The following is a 16,079-nucleotide window of genomic DNA, read 5'->3' on the forward strand; positions in this document are numbered from 1 at the left end:
GAAGACGGCAGCAGCCGGGACGGCTGCGTGCTATTCATGCCGGGCAGATCGCCGCGAGGCTGGAAAGGCCCGGCATTTGCCCTACATCTAGCGCTTCACCGCAACGGACGCCCCGATGGCCCGCAAGACCGAATCCGCCGCTGCCCAGGCCGCTGCGCTGGAAGACATGTTCGACCGCAACCGTGCGGCCGATCCGAACAGCCGCGCCATCACCGTGCGCGGCGCGCGCGAGCATAATCTCAAGAATGTCGATCTCGCCATTCCGCGCGACAAGCTCGTGGTCTTCACCGGCCTCTCCGGCTCGGGCAAGTCCTCGCTCGCCTTCGACACGATCTATGCGGAAGGCCAGCGCCGCTATGTCGAGTCGCTCTCGGCCTATGCCCGACAGTTCCTCGAGATGATGCAGAAGCCCGATGTCGACCAGATCGACGGGCTTTCGCCGGCGATCTCGATCGAGCAGAAGACGACCTCGAAGAACCCGCGCTCGACCGTCGGCACGGTCACCGAGATCCACGACTATATGCGCCTGCTCTGGGCACGCGCCGGCATCCCCTATTCGCCCGCGACCGGCCTGCCGATCGAGAGCCAGACCGTGCAGCAGATGGTCGACCGCATGGTCGAATTGCCGGAGAAGACGCGCGGCTATCTGCTCGCGCCGGTGGTGCGCGGCCGCAAGGGCGAGTTCAAGAAGGAGATGGCCGACTGGCTGAAGCGCGGCTTCCAGCGCGTCAAGGTCAATGGCGAGTTCTACGAGATCCCGGACGCCCCGGTCCTCGACAAGAAGTTCAAGCACGACATCGACGTGGTCGTCGACCGCATCGTGATCCGCCCTGACCTCGGCGCCCGCCTCGCCGACTCGCTGGAGCAGGCACTGGAGCTGACCGACGGCATCGCGGTCTTCGAATATGCCGACGAGAAGGAGGAGAACGGCGAGGCCAGGCGCGTCACCTTCTCCTCGAAATTCGCCTGCCCGGTTTCCGGCTTCACGATCCCTGAGATCGAGCCCCGGCTGTTCTCGTTCAACAATCCGTTCGGCGCCTGCCCGGTCTGCGACGGCCTCGGCCACGAGATGCGGATCGACCCGGACATGATCGTGCCGGATCATTCGCAGACGCTGAAGAAGGGCGCGATCGCCCCCTGGGCCAAGTCGACCTCGCCCTATTACGGCCAGACGCTGGAAGCGCTCGCGAAGCATTTCGGCTTCTCGATGACCAAGCCCTGGTCCGAATTGCCCGAGACCGCCCAGAAGGCGATCCTGTTCGGCACGGGCAACGAGCCCGTCCGCATGGCCTATAATGACGGCCTGCGCAGCTACGAGGTGAAGAAGCCCTTCGAGGGCGTCATCACCAATATGGAGCGGCGCTGGAAGGAGACGGAATCGGACTGGGCGCGCGAGGAGATCGGCCGCTTCATGTCCGAGACACCCTGCGCCGCCTGCAATGGCTATCGCCTGAAGCCCGAGGCGCTGGCGGTGAAGATCGACATGCGCCATATCGGCGAGGTCTCGAAGCTCTCGGTCAAGGACGCGCTGGACTGGGTCACCGCCCTGCCCGCCCGGCTCTCGAAGAAGCAGAACGAGATCGCCCCGCGCATCCTCAAGGAAATCCGCGACCGGCTGACCTTCCTGCTCGATGTCGGCCTGGAATACCTGACGCTCGCCCGCGCCTCCGGCACGCTCTCGGGCGGCGAGAGCCAGCGCATTCGCCTCGCGTCGCAGATCGGTTCGGGGCTCACCGGCGTGCTCTATGTGCTGGACGAGCCTTCGATCGGTCTGCACCAGCGCGACAACGAGCGCCTGCTCGGCACGCTGCGCCGGCTGAGAGACCTCGGCAACACGGTGATCGTGGTCGAGCATGACGAGGACGCGATCCTCACCGCCGATTACGTCGTCGATGTCGGCCCCGGCGCCGGCATCCATGGCGGCGAGATCGTCGCCAAGGGCACGCCGCAGGACATTCTCGACGACCCGAACTCGCTCACCGGCAAATACCTCACCGGCGAGATGTCGGTGGCGGTGCCGGCCAAGCGCCGCAAGGCCACGAAGGGCCGCAGCCTCAAGATCGTCGGCGCGCGCGGCAACAACCTGCGCAATGTCGATGTCGAGATCCCCCTCGGGATGTTCACCTGCATCACCGGCGTCTCCGGCGGCGGCAAGTCGACGCTGGTGATCGACACGCTCTACAAGGCGGTGGCGCGCAAGCTGAACGGCTCGATCGACCACCCGGCCCCGCATGACCGCATCGAGGGCATCGAGCATCTCGACAAGGTCATCGACATCGATCAGTCGCCGATCGGCCGCACGCCGCGCTCGAACCCGGCGACCTATACCGGCGCCTTCACGCCGATCCGCGAATGGTTCGCCGGCCTGCCGGAGGCGAAGGCGCGCGGCTATCAGGCCGGGCGCTTTTCGTTCAACGTCAAGGGCGGCCGCTGCGAGGCCTGCCAGGGCGACGGCCTCATCAAGATCGAGATGCACTTCCTGCCGGATGTCTACGTCACCTGCGACGTCTGCAAGGGCAAGCGCTACGACCGCGAGACCCTCGAAGTGAAATACCGCGACAAATCGATCGCCGACGTGCTCGACATGTCGGTCGAGGAGGCGAAGGGCCTGTTCAAGGCGGTGCCCTCGATCCGCGACAAGATGGAGACGCTGGCGCGCGTCGGCCTCGACTATGTCAAGGTCGGCCAGCAGGCGACGACGCTCTCGGGCGGCGAGGCGCAGCGCGTCAAGCTCTCCAAGGAATTGTCGAAGCGCGCCACCGGCCGCACGCTCTACATCCTGGACGAGCCGACCACGGGCTTACATTTCCACGACGTCGCCAAGCTCATGGAGGTGCTGCACGAGCTGGTCGACCAGGGCAATTCGGTGGTGGTGATCGAGCACAATCTCGAGGTGGTGAAGACCGCCGACTGGGTGATCGACATGGGCCCCGAAGGCGGCGACGGCGGCGGCCAGGTTGTGGCCGAAGGCACGCCGGAGGACATCGTCCGCATCGGCAAGGGCCACACCGCGCGCTTCCTGAAGGAAGTGCTGGATCGGCGGCCGATCAAGAAGGGCAAGACCGTCGCTAGGCAGGCGGCGGAATGAAGCCCGCGTCGTGCTTCCAATTTTGGCTGAATCAGTTGGACGCTAGCTGCTCAAAGCATCGCTTTGAGCCCCCCAAGCAACGTGCTCATTTTTGATGAAAATCCTTGACCTAAATTGTCAACGGAATTAGATGCGAGTCTTTCTTGGAAGTATCTTAGTATAAGCGCCTTCGTTGGCCTCTTTGAAATTGACAATTTTTTCTGTATAAAATCCAATGCCTCTGCGTCGAGTAAATCTTCAATCGTCTTCGCGCCGGGGATTAGATTATTTATTGTGATGACACGGTTTTTAGGGATGCCAAACTCGCGTGAATAGCGATCGCCTTCCAATTTCCCCTGCGTATCTCCGTCTAAGACAAACAAAAAATTCAGATTCCAGCCAACATGCAACGCTGCGAGCGCCCCAAATGTGCCGGCACCTAATCCTGGAAGAATTGGCATATCGTCAAAATTTAGAAGCAGAGCCGCATATCTTATAATGTAATAATCTGATTTTCCCTCGACAACTATAGAAGCTCTCTGAATATCAAACTTTGATGGAACTACCTCAAGTCTATCAAGAATTGGTTGAAAATAACTTGTTTGATTTGGATGACTATTAACAAACGAGCGGTAGCTCGATACCTTTATATCTAGAGATTCGTCATCCAAAGAAATATCATCGAGTATATCATTAACAGGAGTATCCGCTCGATTCGTAACGATAAAAGTCTGTTCAAGCCATTTCGGCTCAACCATGTAGTGGCTGTGGGTTGAATATGCTAGTGTATGCTCGTCTCTCGCAATCTCAGGAAATGAATCGATCAGCTTCTGCTGCGCCGCAGCATGGAGGTTGGATGCTGGCTCGTCGAATAGAAATAGCAGAGGCCTGTCGCCAGAGGAGCTTCTTGCGACCCTGAATTGTGTAAAAAGCATAAAAGAAAAGAACCAACGGAAACCCAGCGACCTATCGTTTACATTAAAACGCCGCGTTCCGTCCCTTACTTGAAATTTGATAGATACGTCATGCTCTTCAGTTTTTGTTTTGACACCCTGAGCGTCCTGCGTTTCTCCCTCTACAATGTCAGAAGTTATAATAATCTCTTTTCCTCTAGTGTTCTCACCGAAAATTTTGTTCCATCGACCAAAAACAAGACGTGTAACCGCGGCACTGGCGCGGTCCATCACATGTTGTATTTTATCTCGGTCGTCGTTTGAGCTCCAGAATGGCAAGAACGATATCCAAGGGAGCACCATCTTCTTCGCCCGCACTCTGCGAATGATGTCCTTCTCGATAGTGTGCCCACGTCCATCAAAATCCAAAATATCCTGAAACGTTCTTCTATAGAATTGATCAACAATACCTCCACGTTCTGTCAAAAATATAGAATCAGGAAAATCGAATATGAATGTAGGAAAGTATGCTATGTCTGGGGTTCTTTCATAAACAACATCTCTAATACTTACTCGCTCCGATTCATCTGCGGTGTCACGCCATTTTCTTTGACCTTTGGACTTTATATTTAATTTTGTCCTGAGAGTAAAGAATGATTTCTTAAAATCTCCCCGTTCAAATCTTTGTTGCCTCTCAAAAACAACTTCATCAGGGAAAGAACTAACATCAATAATTAGGCCATGCAGCCTTTCTAGCTCAGAGGCGACATGAATTTTGTCTTTTTGTGTAACTGTAAGAGTTGCGGTAACCGAAACATCCCCGGTAAAATCTGATATTTGGTGCCGAGGAACGCGCTCCTTCACTGGTACCCCGATACCCTCGTCGCCACCTAAAAGCTCGCTAGTCGCTCCATCCGGCGAAAAGCTATGTATTGCCTCCAACACAGTGGTCTTTCCACTCTCGTTCAACCCAACGAATGCGAATACACTGGCTCCCGCAATACCCTGAAGATCAACGCGAGTTTCTTTTATTCCCTTAAAATTCTTAATCAGGAAAGATTTGTATTTCATGGATATCATTTTCCTGTCGAAGAATGATTTTCAGCCAATGTCCTAGGGCATCAAATTTCTAGTGTAATTTACCGAGTCTCTGCCAGGAGACGAGCAGCTCCATAACCTTTTTGCAAGCTAAGATATAATGAGTTGAAGCTGCGCCCTCTTTCATTTCGATGGTGGCGACGACGGTACCGATTGGCGAGACAGACCTTCGCGCCGTCGTGCTGAAATGCGCGACTAATCGGGATGCAACCCTTCTCGATGTGTGCGAACCGTCGTGTATCAATTGAGGCAAATAGGGCTCGTGATCGATCGCGTAGCAGGGCGATAATCTCAGCGAGAGCAGAACCGGCAGCGGTGCAGCAGTGGGGTAAAAGACTTATCCCCGCCCCTCCTGACCCGCCCTATCCTGCCCTCGCCCATCACCCAAACGGGGCGGCCGTCCGGAGGTATGCTGGAGGTTGGGTGAGGGTCGGCGCCTGCGGGCGGGGGTTACGCCCTGCTCCCGGGAGGCTTCGGGAACCGCCCTGGGGACACTACGGTCCCTGTGCGAGGAGCTCGCTGGGAACGGCCGGCTGTTGACGATGGCTATGGCGACGACGCGACGCTCCCGTAAGGGACACTGGCGTCGAAACCCGCCCATCCTGAACCGCTTAGGCCCGATAAGCGCGGCCCGGAGCCCAAAATCGCCGGAGGCGGAGCGCCACGGGGCGTGCGACGGGTGGCTCAATCCCGCCGCGCCGCAGCCTGGCTCAACGGTTGCGGATAGTCCTCGCGCCTCGCGGCGCTCCGCCAGCCCTGTCCAGCCAACCCTCCCGCCGCGCATCCGCGCGGGCGGACGATCCTGCGTGCCTGACCCCAGGGAGACCCGCCATGCCGAAACGCCGGAACACCCCCGCCGCGACCCCGCCGATCACCGATTTCGAGAGCTGCCAGAGAGCGCGCTCCGCCCTGTTTCGCCGGCTGACCGACCAACTCGAAATCTTCCGCGTCTGCCCGAACAGGATCTGCAAGCGGATGCGCGCCTGCCAGGACGCGCGCGGCGCCTGCTTCCGCGCCGTCTTGCGGGCCATGCCGGACGATACCCGCCGGTCGTTCGCCTACGCGATGGAGAACCGCGCCAACGGTCTCGACCCCGACGAGGCGTTCGCGCAGGCCGAGGCCCGCGTCGCCCGGGAGAGCGCCCGAAGCGGGGCGTAACAGGCCGTCATTCTCGGGCGAAGCGCAGCGCAGACCCGAGAATCTCCGGCCGGATGAGGCGCCCGAGCCTCCTTGTCATGAGATGCTCGGGTCAAGCCCGAGCATGACACGCGCGGGGGCAGGGAAGCAGTCTGCGCCCCTCGCCCCTCAAAACCGGTCGATGATCGTCACGCCGGTGCCCTCGAAGCGGTCCATCGCCATCAGGGCGGGGATCGATTCGGCGAGGTCGATGCGGCGGCCGACGAGCTGCTGCGGAGTGAGCTTGCCGGCGCTGATCATGTCGAGCATCGCGCCATAGCGATGCGCCTGCATACCGTGGCTGCCGAGGATTTCGAGCTCGTGGGCGATGACCTGCGCCATCGGGATCGGCGGCGTCGCCTGCTCCGCCAGCAGGAGCCCGACCTGGATATGCTTGCCGCGCTTGCGCAGGTTCGCCACCGAGTTGAAGCAGGTCTGGGGGTGGCCGAGCGCATCGAGCGAGACATGGGCGCCGCCGCCCGTCGCGTCGCGCACGGCGGCGACGACATCGGGCTGGGTTCTGGCGTTGATCGTCACCGCGGCGCCGACTTCGCGGGCGAGCTTTAATTTGTCGTCGGAGATGTCGACGGCGACGACATTCGCGCCGAGCGCATTGGCGATCATGATCGCGGAGAGGCCGACGCCGCCGCAGCCGTGAACGGCGACCCATTGCCCGCCCGTGACCTTGCCCTGGTCGACCACGGCGCGGAACGAGGTCACGAAGCGGCAGCCGAGGCTGGCGGCGGTGGCGAAATCGATCTCCTCGGGCAGGCGCACGAGGTTGAAATCGGCCCGGTCGATGCGGACGTACTCGGCGAACGAGCCCCAATGGGTGAAGCCGGGCTGGAACTGGTCGTCGCAGACCTGCTGGTTGCCGGAATGGCATTGCGGGCAGGAGCCGCAGCCCGAGACGAAGGGCACGGTGACGCGGTCGCCCTCGCGGAAGCGCACGACGCTGCGGCCGACGGCGGCGATGACGCCGGCCAGCTCATGGCCCGGCACATGCGGCAGGCGGATATCGGGATCGTGCCCGACCCAGCCATGCCAGTCGCTGCGGCACAGGCCCGTCGCCTCGACCTTGATGACGACGCTGTGCGGCTCCGGCGTCGGGTCCGGCAGGATGCGCAGTTCGGGGGCCTGCCCGAAGGCTTCGTAGACGACGGCTTTCATGGGGCGGGCCCTCCTCGGTCAGAGCCCGTGTCATGCGGCAGCGCTGCGGGAAGCGTCAACCGCGGAGGCCTGCGGCGGTGAGACGCCCTTAAGATTCCGCGCCTAGGGTGCATTCGCGTTCGGCCCGCCCTGCCGGCGGGCTTTTCGAAGACGGCCGCGAACCACCCATGAGCGACAGCGTCCACGGCGCGACGATCAGCGACACGACCCGAGCCGCGGCCGAGCCCGGCCTGCTCGGCGGCATCTTAGCCGGCTGCGGGCTGTTCATCCTGATACTGTCGCTGCAACCCTTCGCCGGCGTGCCGGAGCAGACGGTGCCGGGCGAATCGACCGGCAACATCGTCAACCAGGTCGGCTGGTTCGGGCTCGGCCTCGTCTTCCTCGTGGCGATGCTCGGGCTGACGCAGCGCGACGTGCTGACGCGTCTCGGCCTAAGCCGCTGGGCCGTCGTCTTCGGCATCGCCGCGCTCTCGATCGCGCAGTCGCTCGATCCGACCGCCTCGCTGCGCGGTTTGCTGCTGACCGCGATCGTGATGATCGTCGTCGCGGGCGTGCTCGTCCTGCCGCGCGACGAGCGCAGCTTTGCCACGGCGGCGGTCAATGCCTGTCTCGTGCTCCTGCTGCTGGTCTACGCCATGCTGGTCGTGGCGCCGCATCTGGTGATCCACAGTTCGGAGGGCGCCGAGGGCGTCCATGCCGGCGACTGGCGCGGGCATCTCTCGCACAAGAACTTCGCCGCCCCGGTCTTCTCGATCGTGGCGATGATCGGCATCTATGGCTGGCGCAGCGGCCTGCGTTGGCGCGGCGCGCTCGTCGTCGCGCTCGGTGTGCTGTTCGTGCTCAACAGCGGCTCCAAGACGACGATGGGCTTCCTGCCGCTTGCCATCGGCGTGGTCTCGCTGGCGCGCATCACCGGCCGGCCGGGGCTGGCGGTTCTGGTCCATCTCGTGCTGGTCGCGTTGATCGCGGCACTGACCATCGGCTCGGTGATGTCGCCGACGCTCAATGCCATGCTCAAGGCGGTGATCTCGGACCCGACCTTCACCGGTCGCGACGAGATCTGGAAATTCGCCCTGCAGCGCATCGCCGAGAAGCCGTGGTTCGGCTACGGCTATGCCAGCTTCTGGCAGACGCCGGCCGTGACCGGCTTCGAGGAGAACTACGAGGCGAGCTGGGATATCCGCGGCATCGGCTCCGGCCATAACAGCTATCTCGACGCGGCGCTGACCCTCGGCGTTCCCGGCGCCGTGCTGGCGATCTGGCTGCTGATGGGCCGGCCGCTGATTGACTACATGCGTAGCCGGCAGATTCCGGAGAACCGCAATCTCGCCGACCTCTTCGCCATGATCGTGATCTTCATGACCTATGTCGGGATGCTCGAGACTTTCCCGCTGAATCGCGCCGATCCGCTTTGGGTGCTGTTCGCCATGGGGGTGATGGGGCTCGGCCTCGCCGCGCGGATGCGGGCGAAGGCGCCCTGACGGCAGCGGCTTACTCGGCCGGAGCGAGCGCCGTCGCCTTGCCGCTGCGCCATTGCTTCTGGCCGAGCACGTAGGGCTTCACCTTGAGGAAGGGCTTCTCGATCCAGAGCCAGGACACCAGCGCGAAGGCGATGACGATCGGCGCCGAGATGGCGAAGAGCAGCGGCCCGTTGCCATGGGCGAAATCGGTCTGGCTGACGATCGCCTGCTGGATCGGGAAGCCGTAGAGATAGATGCCGTAGGAAACGTCGAGCTTCTTGATCCGTGCCGGCAGGTGCAGCGGCAGCAGGCCGAGATAGACCACGCAATAGGTCAGGAAGGGCGGCACGAAGAAGGCGTATTCGCGCGGCGCGGCCATCAGGGCGACCGAGGCCAGGAGCGCGGCTACGAAGAGCAGCCAGTGCATCTTCACGTGCTCGCGCCACTGGAAAAACAGGCAGCCGACCAGGAAATAGAAGACCACGACGGTCCAGTGATAGTTGCCCTCGGTGACGCCGAAGCCGACCTTGAACGCAGCAGCCGTCGCAGCGACGATCACAGCCAGCGACAGCACGGCGAAGAGCAGCCGGCGGTGCAGGATGCCGACCGCGATCATGATCGCCATCAGGATGTAGCAGTAGAATTCCGGCTTCAGCGTCCAGAGGTTCTGGTTGACCACGCCGGCGACGGGATTGCTCTCGAACACGCCCGGCAGCTCGAAGCGGATGCGCCCGACGATATTGCCGAAATACTCCCAGAAGCGGATATCGGCGACATAGTCGCGCAGCAGCCAGGTCGTCAGCAGCGGGCCGAGCACCAGCGCCGACAGGGTGATCTCGACGAAGAGCGCCGGCACGATGCGGATGGCGCGCAATGTGATGAAGGGTCGCACCGCGTCGGTCCGCATGGCGCTGCCGGTGACGAGGAAGCCACTGAGCGCGAAGAAGGCCGGCACCAGGCTCATCAGGAAGATGCCATGCAGCCCTTCCCAGTCGCGGCTCGTATCGGCGCCCGCGACCCAGCCGGAATGCACCGCCAGGATGGTCAGCGACAGGATCAGGCGCATCGCATTGAAGCCGGGGCCTTCACCGCCGTTCCGGTTCAGGATATCGGCAGCGCTCGGAAGGGAACGGTAGAGCCGGATCATGCTTCACCTGGATGCGGAACTGCATCATGCGCAGGCGACGATATGGCCCGGCAGACGGTCGACTTTCAACAAATGCCGGCAGTTAATCTTAACCCGAAACTGACCGGATATTCGAAAAGGGCCACCGCAAGCGGCCCGGCTTCTGGCGAGCGAGACACCCATGACCGATACCCCGATTTCCCTTGGCCTCATCGGCGCCGGCATCATGGGTGAGCGCATGCTGCGCGCCGCGCTCGACCAGCCTGCAACGGCGCTGCGCGTCGCTGGCATCTGGGACCCCTCGGCCGAGGCGATGGCGCGGATCGGCGTTGCATTGCCGTCGGTAGCGCATCAAACGGACGCCGCGGCCCTGATCGCGGCGAGCGACTGCGTCTATATCGCTTCGCCGCCCTCCTCCCATCTCGGTCATGCCCGCGCGGCGCTTGCTGCCGGCAAGGCTGTGTTCTGCGAGAAGCCGCTGGCGGTCGATGTCGAGGATGCCCGCGCTTTCGTCGCCGAGGCCGGTGATCGGGGTGCGGTGAATTTCCCCTTCGCCTCTTCGCCTGCGGTCGCGCGTTTGCGGGAGTGGATCGACGCGGGTACCGTCGGCACGCCGCAGCGCGTTTCGATCGAGGTCGCCTTCGCGAACTGGCCGCGCTCCTGGCAGGTCGATGCGGCCGGCTGGCTCGACCGCACGGCGCAGGGCGGCTTCACCCGCGAGGTCGTCTCGCATTTCCTGTTCCTGACCCGCCGCATCGCCGGGCCTTTCACCGGACTTTCCGCCAAGGCTGCCTATCCCGAAGCGGGCAAGAGCGAGCGCCGGATCGAGGCGACGCTGACCGCAGGCTCATTGCCTGTCGTTCTGACGGGCAGCGTCGGCACGACCACGAAGGACGACCATAACGTCTGGACGCTGGAGGGGGACAAGGGCGCGGTCCGGCTCTGCGACTGGTCGCGCGCCGAGCGCCGCCTTCCCGACGGCAGCTGGGAGCCCGATCCGGAGGCGCTCTCCCAGAACGAGGCGCGCCCGCTGGCGCTGCGCCGCCAGCTCGAAGGCGTGGCGAAGCTCACCCGCGGCGAGCCGCATCACCTTGCGACGCTGCGTGAAGCGTTCGATGTGCAGGACATCGTCGAGACGATCCTGAAAAGCGTCTGAACATAGGCCGCTCCGGGCAGCAATCGCGCTTCAACGTGAGAAGCTGCCCGGATGGCATAAATTTGCGGCAGATCGGCCTAAAAATCCTTCTTCAGGATAATTCTACTCTAGTGCGCCGATAATTCGAAAAAACCGACTACCTGATGTGAATTGAGCTGAAACCCGCCTGTAGCGTAAAATCCCTGTTCGAAAGACCGAACGGGGATGGGCGTTATCGTGGCAGTTCTCAACGTCATCGATCGACAGGGCCGGAGCCATGAACTCGAAGCCGTCGAAGGCTGGCGGGTCATGGAAATCCTGCGCGACTACAAGGTCGGCATCGAGGGCGTCTGCGGCGGTTCCTGCGATTGCGGCACCTGCCATGTCATCGTCGCGCAGGAATGGGCCGGAAAGCTGCCCGAGCCTCGCGACGAGGAAATCGACGCGCTCGACGAATTGCCACTGATCGAGGCGACCTCGCGCCTTTCCTGCCAGATCATCTGGGCGGATGATCTCGACGGGCTGACGCTGACACTGGCGGAGGCCGCGTGATGGCCGCCCAAGCGAAACGCGTTCCCCTGCCGGCGATCCTCCTCGCCAACGACCTGCTCGATGGCGATGTCGTCTTCGCCTTCGTCGATGGCGCCGGCCCGCTGGCCTGGACGCGCGACCCGGCGCTCGCGCTGGTCGCCGCCGATGATGCGGCGGCTGACCGGCTCGAAGCCTTCGCCGCCACTGAGCTGCGCGGCAACAAGGTCGTCGACGCCTATCTCGTCGATGTCGCCATCGAGAGCGGCAGCCCGGTGCCCCGCCATTTCCGCGAGCGCTTCAAGACGCTCGGCCCCAGCAATCGTCCCGATCTCGGCAAGCAGGCCGGTGAAGGCATCGCCTCCGCGCCGAAGGGCTGATTTCATGTATCGTTATGACGAATTCGACGAGCGTTTCGTCCGGGAGCGGGTGGCTCAGTTCACCGACCAGGTCGCGCGCCGGCTCGACGGCTCGCTGACCGAGGACGAGTTCAAGCCGCTCCGGCTCAAGAACGGCGTCTATCTCCAGCTCCACGCCTATATGCTGCGGATCGCCGTGCCCTATGGCACGCTGAATTCGCGGCAGCTCCGACAGCTCGCCCTGATCGGCGAGCGCTATGACCGCGGCTACGGCCATTTCACCACGCGCCAGAACCTGCAGTTCAACTGGCCGAAGCTGCGCGACGTGCCGGCCATCCTCGGCCTGCTCGCCGATGTCGAGATGCATTGCATCCAGACCTCCGGCAACTGCATCCGCAATGTCACGGCCGACCATTTCGCCGGCGTCGCGCAGGACGAGATCGAGGATCCGCGCCCGACCGCCGAACTGATCCGGCAATGGTCCTCGGCCCATCCCGAATTCAGCTACCTGCCGCGCAAGTTCAAGATCGCGGTGACGGGTGCCGAGGCTGACCGGGCGGTGATCAAGGCCCACGATATCGGCCTGCGCTTGCGCCGCCATCCCGACACGCACGAGACCTGCTACGAGATCAGCGTCGGCGGCGGGCTCGGCCGCACGCCGATGATCGGCAAGGTCGTGCGCGACTATCTGCCGAAGAAGGACCTGCTCGCCTATCTCGAGGCGATCATGCGGGTCTATAATCTCGAAGGGCGGCGCGACAACAAGTACAAGGCCCGCGTCAAAATCCTCGTCCACGAGATCGGCGCCGAGGAGTTCACCCGCCGCGTCGAGGCCGAATTCGCCCTGCTCGACGGCCCCTCGATCAATGCCGATCCGGAAGAGGTCGCGCGCATCGCCGCCTATTTCGCGCCGCCGCGCTACGAAGCGCTGCCGGCCGTCAGCAACACGCTGGAAGCCACGAAGGCGGCGAACCCGGCCTTCGCCCGCTGGGTCGAGGTCAACACGGTGCCGCACAAGGCGCCGGGCTACACCGCGCTGACGATCTCGCTGAAGCCGGTCGGCCAAGCGCCGGGCGATGCGACCAGCGAGCAGATGCGCCGCGTCGCCGATCTCGCCGAGCGCTATTCCTTCGACGAGTTGCGCGTCACCCATGCGCAGAACCTCGTGCTGCCGCATGTGCGCCAGCGCGATCTCTACGCGATCTGGCAGGCACTCGGCGAGGCGGGCTTAGCCACGGCCAATGTCGGGCTCGTCACCGACATCATCTCCTGCCCCGGCCTCGATTATTGCGCGCTGGCGACGGCCCGCTCGATCCCGATCGCGCAGGCGATCCAGAGCCGCTTCGCCGATGAGGCGCGCCAGCGCGAGATCGGGCCGCTCGGCATCAAGATCTCCGGCTGCATCAATGCCTGCGGCCATCACCATGTCGGCCATATCGGCATTCTCGGCCTGGAGAAGCGCGGCATCGAATCCTACCAGATCACGCTCGGCGGCGACGCCACCGAGAACGCCGCGATCGGCGAGATTCTCGGGCCGGGCCTCGCTGCAGAGGAGGTGCCGGACGCGATCGAGCGGATCGTCTCTGTCTATCTCGCCGCCCGCAGCGAGGGCGAGAGCTTCATCGACAATGTCCGCCGCATCGGCCTTGGCCCGTTCAAGGCCGCATTCCAGGAGACCGCCCGTGCCGCTGCTTGACCGGAACGGAAGCGCCGAGGACCGCTGGACTCGCAGCGAAGGCGCGGCGATCGGCAATATCCCGGCGGCGCTCGTGCCCTGGGAGGTGCTCGTCGAGGCGCTCGATACGCAGGAGCCTGAGCAGGTGGTCGGCGCGCTGATCCCCAACAACATCGCCTTTGCCGAACTCGCGCCCTTCCTGCCGCGGCTGGCACTCGTCGCCATCGCCTTTCCGGCCTATTCGGACGGGCGCGGCTTCAGCCTGGCTCGCCAGATCAAGCGTGCCGGCTTCGCAGGGGAAATCCGCGCCAGCGGCCCGCTGATCGCCGACCAGTTCGCTTATGCCCTCTCCAGCGGCTTCGACACGATCGAGTTGCCGGAAGCGAACGCCGCGCGCCAGCCGGTATCGCAATGGCTGCATGCGCGCGACTCGTTCAGCGCCACCTATCAGCGTGGTTATGGCGAGAGCAGCCGCAACGTCCTCGACCAGCGCCGGGCGGCGAGAGCCGCCGCGCCCATCGCAGCGGAGTGAGACATGACGATCTCGACCGCGACACATGGCCCGATCGAACGCCCCCGCACGGCCATGGGCATCGATGAGGACCGCCCGGATGCCGAGTTCGAGACGCTGCTGCCGCGCCAGCCTGCGAGCGAGGCACGCGGGCGCTGGTTCGATCTTTGCTTTCGCCTTATCATCCTGGCACTGGCCGCGCTGTGGCTGCTGACGCCACCGGCGGGCAACGAGCGCATCGCGGCAGACGAGAAGGCCGTAGCGACGACCCGATGACCGAAAGACAGCCCGAATCCACCGCGGCCCGCATCGAGCCGTTGGCGACGCTGCCGCTCTTCCACAAGCTGGTCGGGCGCAAGGTCGTGCTCGCCGGCGGGACCGAAGGCGCGCTGTGGAAGGCTGAGCTGTTGGCGGCGACCGGGGCTGAACTCCACGTCTTTGCCGATGGCACGGAAGCACTGTTCGCCGGATTGGCGCAGGGCGAAATCGGCCATCGCGTGCATGTCCACCACCGAGCCTGGCAGGCCGACGATTTGACCGACGCGGCGATCGCGGTCGCCGACCTCGACGACGCCGATGCAATCCGCGCCTTCGTCGCGGCGGCCCGACAGGCGGGTGTGCCGGTCAATATCGTCGACAAGCCCGAGCATTGCGATTTCGCCTTCGGCGCGCTGGTCAACCGCTCGCCGCTGATCGTCGCCGTCTCCACGGATGGCGCCGCGCCCGTCTTCGGACAGGCGATCCGCACCAAGATCGAGGCGCTCCTGCCGGCGGGTCTCAAGAACTGGGCGCAGGCCGCCGCCGATTGGCGCCCCGCTGTCCAGGCCCGCGAACTGCCCTTCGCACTGCGCCGGAGCTTCTGGGAGCTCTTCGCCGGCAAGGCCATGGCGGAGCCGGAGCGCACGCCGAACCTCGATGACGAAGCGGAGCTTTTCGCGAAGCTCTCCCGGATCGAGGCCAACCATGACGGCAAGGGTCGCGTCACGCTGGTCGGCGCCGGGCCGGGCGATCCGGAACTGCTGACGCTGAAGGCGATCCGCGCCCTGCAGAGCGCCGACATCATCCTCTATGACGACCTCGTCTCGCCCGGCGTGCTCGAACTGGCGCGCCGCGAGGCCAAGCGCATGCTGGTCGGCAAGACCGGCTACGGCCCCTCGGTGAAGCAGGGCGACATCAACGCGCTGATCGTCTCGCTAGCGGTGCAGGGCAAGCATGTCGTGCGGCTGAAGGGCGGCGACCCCGGCATCTTCGGCCGCGCCGGCGAGGAGATCGAAGCCTGCCACACTGCGGGCGTGCCCGTAGCGATCGTGCCCGGCATCTCGGCGGCGCAGGGTGCGGCCGCCTCGCTAGGCCTGTCGCTGACCCATCGCGACCATGCGCGACGCCTGCAATTCGTCACCGGCCATTCGCGCAAGGGCGAGTTGCCTGACGATCTCGACTGGCGCGCCATGGCGGACCCTGCCGCCTCGACCGTGATCTACATGGCCCGGGCCACCCTGCCCGGCTTCCGCGAGCGCGCCATCGCCGCCGGGCTCGACCCGCAGACGCCGGCCGTCGCCGTGCTTGCTGCGACGCGCCCCGACGAGCAGCGCATCGCCGCGACCATTGCAGACCTGCCGGAGCGGCTTGGCGAATTGCCGGCGAACGGCCCCGTTCTCGTCCTGCTCGGCCATGCTTTCGGCCCGGCCCTGTCTGCCGCGAATCCGGCGGAAGACCGCCGCCGGGCCTGACCACGGCCCGGCCTCGTCGCCGGGTGGAACGTCATCGCCGGAGATGCGTTTTCTCCTCCGGCGCCCGAATTTGGAAGGCGCTGTTTGCGCCAAGTCATTGAGAAAAGGACGACAATTCAGTACGTTTCGTTTGTTATTCAGAACGGATCGA

The 16,079-nt window shown here is 63.9% G+C and carries 13 protein-coding genes; 10 read left to right on the top strand and 3 right to left on the bottom strand.

The features are described from left to right. Positions 1–115 precede the first annotated feature (115 nt). Complete coding sequence (gene uvrA, locus AC3WMA_RS16345) at positions 116–3,088, top strand: excinuclease ABC subunit UvrA (protein ID WP_492286426.1); 2,973 nt, start codon at positions 116–118, stop codon at positions 3,086–3,088. A 50-nt stretch (positions 3,089–3,138) separates the two neighbouring features. On the opposite strand, the gene AC3WMA_RS16350 is transcribed toward uvrA, so the two are convergent. Further along, positions 3,139–5,031 (bottom strand): AAA family ATPase, encoded by a 1,893-nt coding sequence (locus AC3WMA_RS16350; RefSeq protein ID WP_492286427.1) that lies wholly within the window; start codon positions 5,029–5,031, stop codon positions 3,139–3,141. An 858-nt stretch (positions 5,032–5,889) separates the two neighbouring features. Between AC3WMA_RS16350 and AC3WMA_RS16355 the strand changes: the two genes are divergently transcribed. Beyond that, a complete protein-coding gene (locus AC3WMA_RS16355) occupies positions 5,890–6,216 on the top strand; it encodes a hypothetical protein (RefSeq protein ID WP_492286428.1) in 327 nt (108 codons plus the stop codon). A 147-nt stretch (positions 6,217–6,363) separates the two neighbouring features. Here AC3WMA_RS16355 and AC3WMA_RS16360 read toward each other — a convergent pair whose 3' ends face one another. Beyond that, complete coding sequence (locus tag AC3WMA_RS16360) at positions 6,364–7,404, bottom strand: zinc-dependent alcohol dehydrogenase family protein (protein WP_492286429.1); 1,041 nt, start codon at positions 7,402–7,404, stop codon at positions 6,364–6,366. A gap of 167 nt (positions 7,405–7,571) precedes the next feature. Here AC3WMA_RS16360 and AC3WMA_RS16365 point away from each other — a divergent pair, with 167 nt between their 5' ends. Continuing rightward, on the top strand, positions 7,572–8,885 hold the full coding sequence (locus AC3WMA_RS16365) for an O-antigen ligase family protein (RefSeq protein WP_492286430.1): 1,314 nt from the start codon (positions 7,572–7,574) through the stop codon (positions 8,883–8,885). A 10-nt stretch (positions 8,886–8,895) separates the two neighbouring features. Here AC3WMA_RS16365 and AC3WMA_RS16370 read toward each other — a convergent pair whose 3' ends face one another. Then, on the bottom strand, positions 8,896–10,011 hold the full coding sequence (locus tag AC3WMA_RS16370) for an acyltransferase family protein (protein ID WP_492286431.1): 1,116 nt from the start codon (positions 10,009–10,011) through the stop codon (positions 8,896–8,898). A 160-nt stretch (positions 10,012–10,171) separates the two neighbouring features. On the opposite strand from AC3WMA_RS16370, the gene AC3WMA_RS16375 reads away from it, so the two are divergent. The 7 genes from AC3WMA_RS16375 (at position 10,172) to cysG (ending at position 15,928) form a co-directional block, all read left to right on the top strand. After that, entirely contained in the window at positions 10,172–11,146 is a 975-nt protein-coding gene (locus tag AC3WMA_RS16375) for a Gfo/Idh/MocA family protein (protein WP_492286432.1), read from the top strand. 216 nt (positions 11,147–11,362) lie between these two features. Further along, the gene (locus tag AC3WMA_RS16380; protein ID WP_257732935.1) at positions 11,363–11,677 is read left to right on the top strand and encodes a 2Fe-2S iron-sulfur cluster-binding protein; all 315 of its coding nucleotides are present in this window, start codon (positions 11,363–11,365) and stop codon (positions 11,675–11,677) included. Beyond that, the gene (locus AC3WMA_RS16385; protein ID WP_492286433.1) at positions 11,677–12,033 is read left to right on the top strand and encodes a DUF2849 domain-containing protein; all 357 of its coding nucleotides are present in this window, start codon (positions 11,677–11,679) and stop codon (positions 12,031–12,033) included. Before AC3WMA_RS16380 ends, AC3WMA_RS16385 begins: the two co-directional genes overlap by 1 nt. A 4-nt stretch (positions 12,034–12,037) precedes the next feature. Further along, on the top strand, positions 12,038–13,708 hold the full coding sequence (locus AC3WMA_RS16390) for a nitrite/sulfite reductase (protein ID WP_492286434.1): 1,671 nt from the start codon (positions 12,038–12,040) through the stop codon (positions 13,706–13,708). Next, positions 13,695–14,219: a DUF934 domain-containing protein gene (locus tag AC3WMA_RS16395; protein ID WP_492286435.1), complete on the top strand. Its 525-nt coding sequence runs from the start codon at positions 13,695–13,697 to the stop codon at positions 14,217–14,219. Before AC3WMA_RS16390 ends, AC3WMA_RS16395 begins: the two co-directional genes overlap by 14 nt. A gap of 3 nt (positions 14,220–14,222) precedes the next feature. Continuing rightward, on the top strand, positions 14,223–14,474 hold the full coding sequence (locus tag AC3WMA_RS16400) for a hypothetical protein (protein WP_492286436.1): 252 nt from the start codon (positions 14,223–14,225) through the stop codon (positions 14,472–14,474). Continuing rightward, positions 14,471–15,928, top strand: a complete 1,458-nt coding sequence (cysG, locus tag AC3WMA_RS16405; protein WP_492286437.1) for a siroheme synthase CysG — start codon at positions 14,471–14,473, stop codon at positions 15,926–15,928. Before AC3WMA_RS16400 ends, cysG begins: the two co-directional genes overlap by 4 nt. The last annotated feature ends 151 nt before the right edge of the window (positions 15,929–16,079 follow it).

The sequence above is a fragment of the Allobosea sp. FW305-C-101 genome, assembly GCF_058783685.1.

Bases quoted from the DNA above. Each gene is read 5' to 3' on its own strand.
- AC3WMA_RS16370 (WP_492286431.1), bottom strand. From the start codon at position 10,011: ATGATCCGGCTCTACCGTTCCCTTCCGAGCGCTGCCGATATCCTGAAC.
- AC3WMA_RS16350 (WP_492286427.1), bottom strand. From the start codon at position 5,031: ATGAAATACAAATCTTTCCTGATTAAGAATTTTAAGGGAATAAAAGAA.
- AC3WMA_RS16385 (WP_492286433.1), top strand. From the start codon at position 11,677: ATGGCCGCCCAAGCGAAACGCGTTCCCCTGCCGGCGATCCTCCTCGCC.
- uvrA (WP_492286426.1), top strand. From the start codon at position 116: ATGGCCCGCAAGACCGAATCCGCCGCTGCCCAGGCCGCTGCGCTGGAA.
- AC3WMA_RS16365 (WP_492286430.1), top strand. From the start codon at position 7,572: ATGAGCGACAGCGTCCACGGCGCGACGATCAGCGACACGACCCGAGCC.
- cysG (WP_492286437.1), top strand. From the start codon at position 14,471: ATGACCGAAAGACAGCCCGAATCCACCGCGGCCCGCATCGAGCCGTTG.
- AC3WMA_RS16390 (WP_492286434.1), top strand. From the start codon at position 12,038: ATGTATCGTTATGACGAATTCGACGAGCGTTTCGTCCGGGAGCGGGTG.
- AC3WMA_RS16400 (WP_492286436.1), top strand. From the start codon at position 14,223: ATGACGATCTCGACCGCGACACATGGCCCGATCGAACGCCCCCGCACG.
- AC3WMA_RS16355 (WP_492286428.1), top strand. From the start codon at position 5,890: ATGCCGAAACGCCGGAACACCCCCGCCGCGACCCCGCCGATCACCGAT.
- AC3WMA_RS16360 (WP_492286429.1), bottom strand. From the start codon at position 7,404: ATGAAAGCCGTCGTCTACGAAGCCTTCGGGCAGGCCCCCGAACTGCGC.
- AC3WMA_RS16375 (WP_492286432.1), top strand. From the start codon at position 10,172: ATGACCGATACCCCGATTTCCCTTGGCCTCATCGGCGCCGGCATCATG.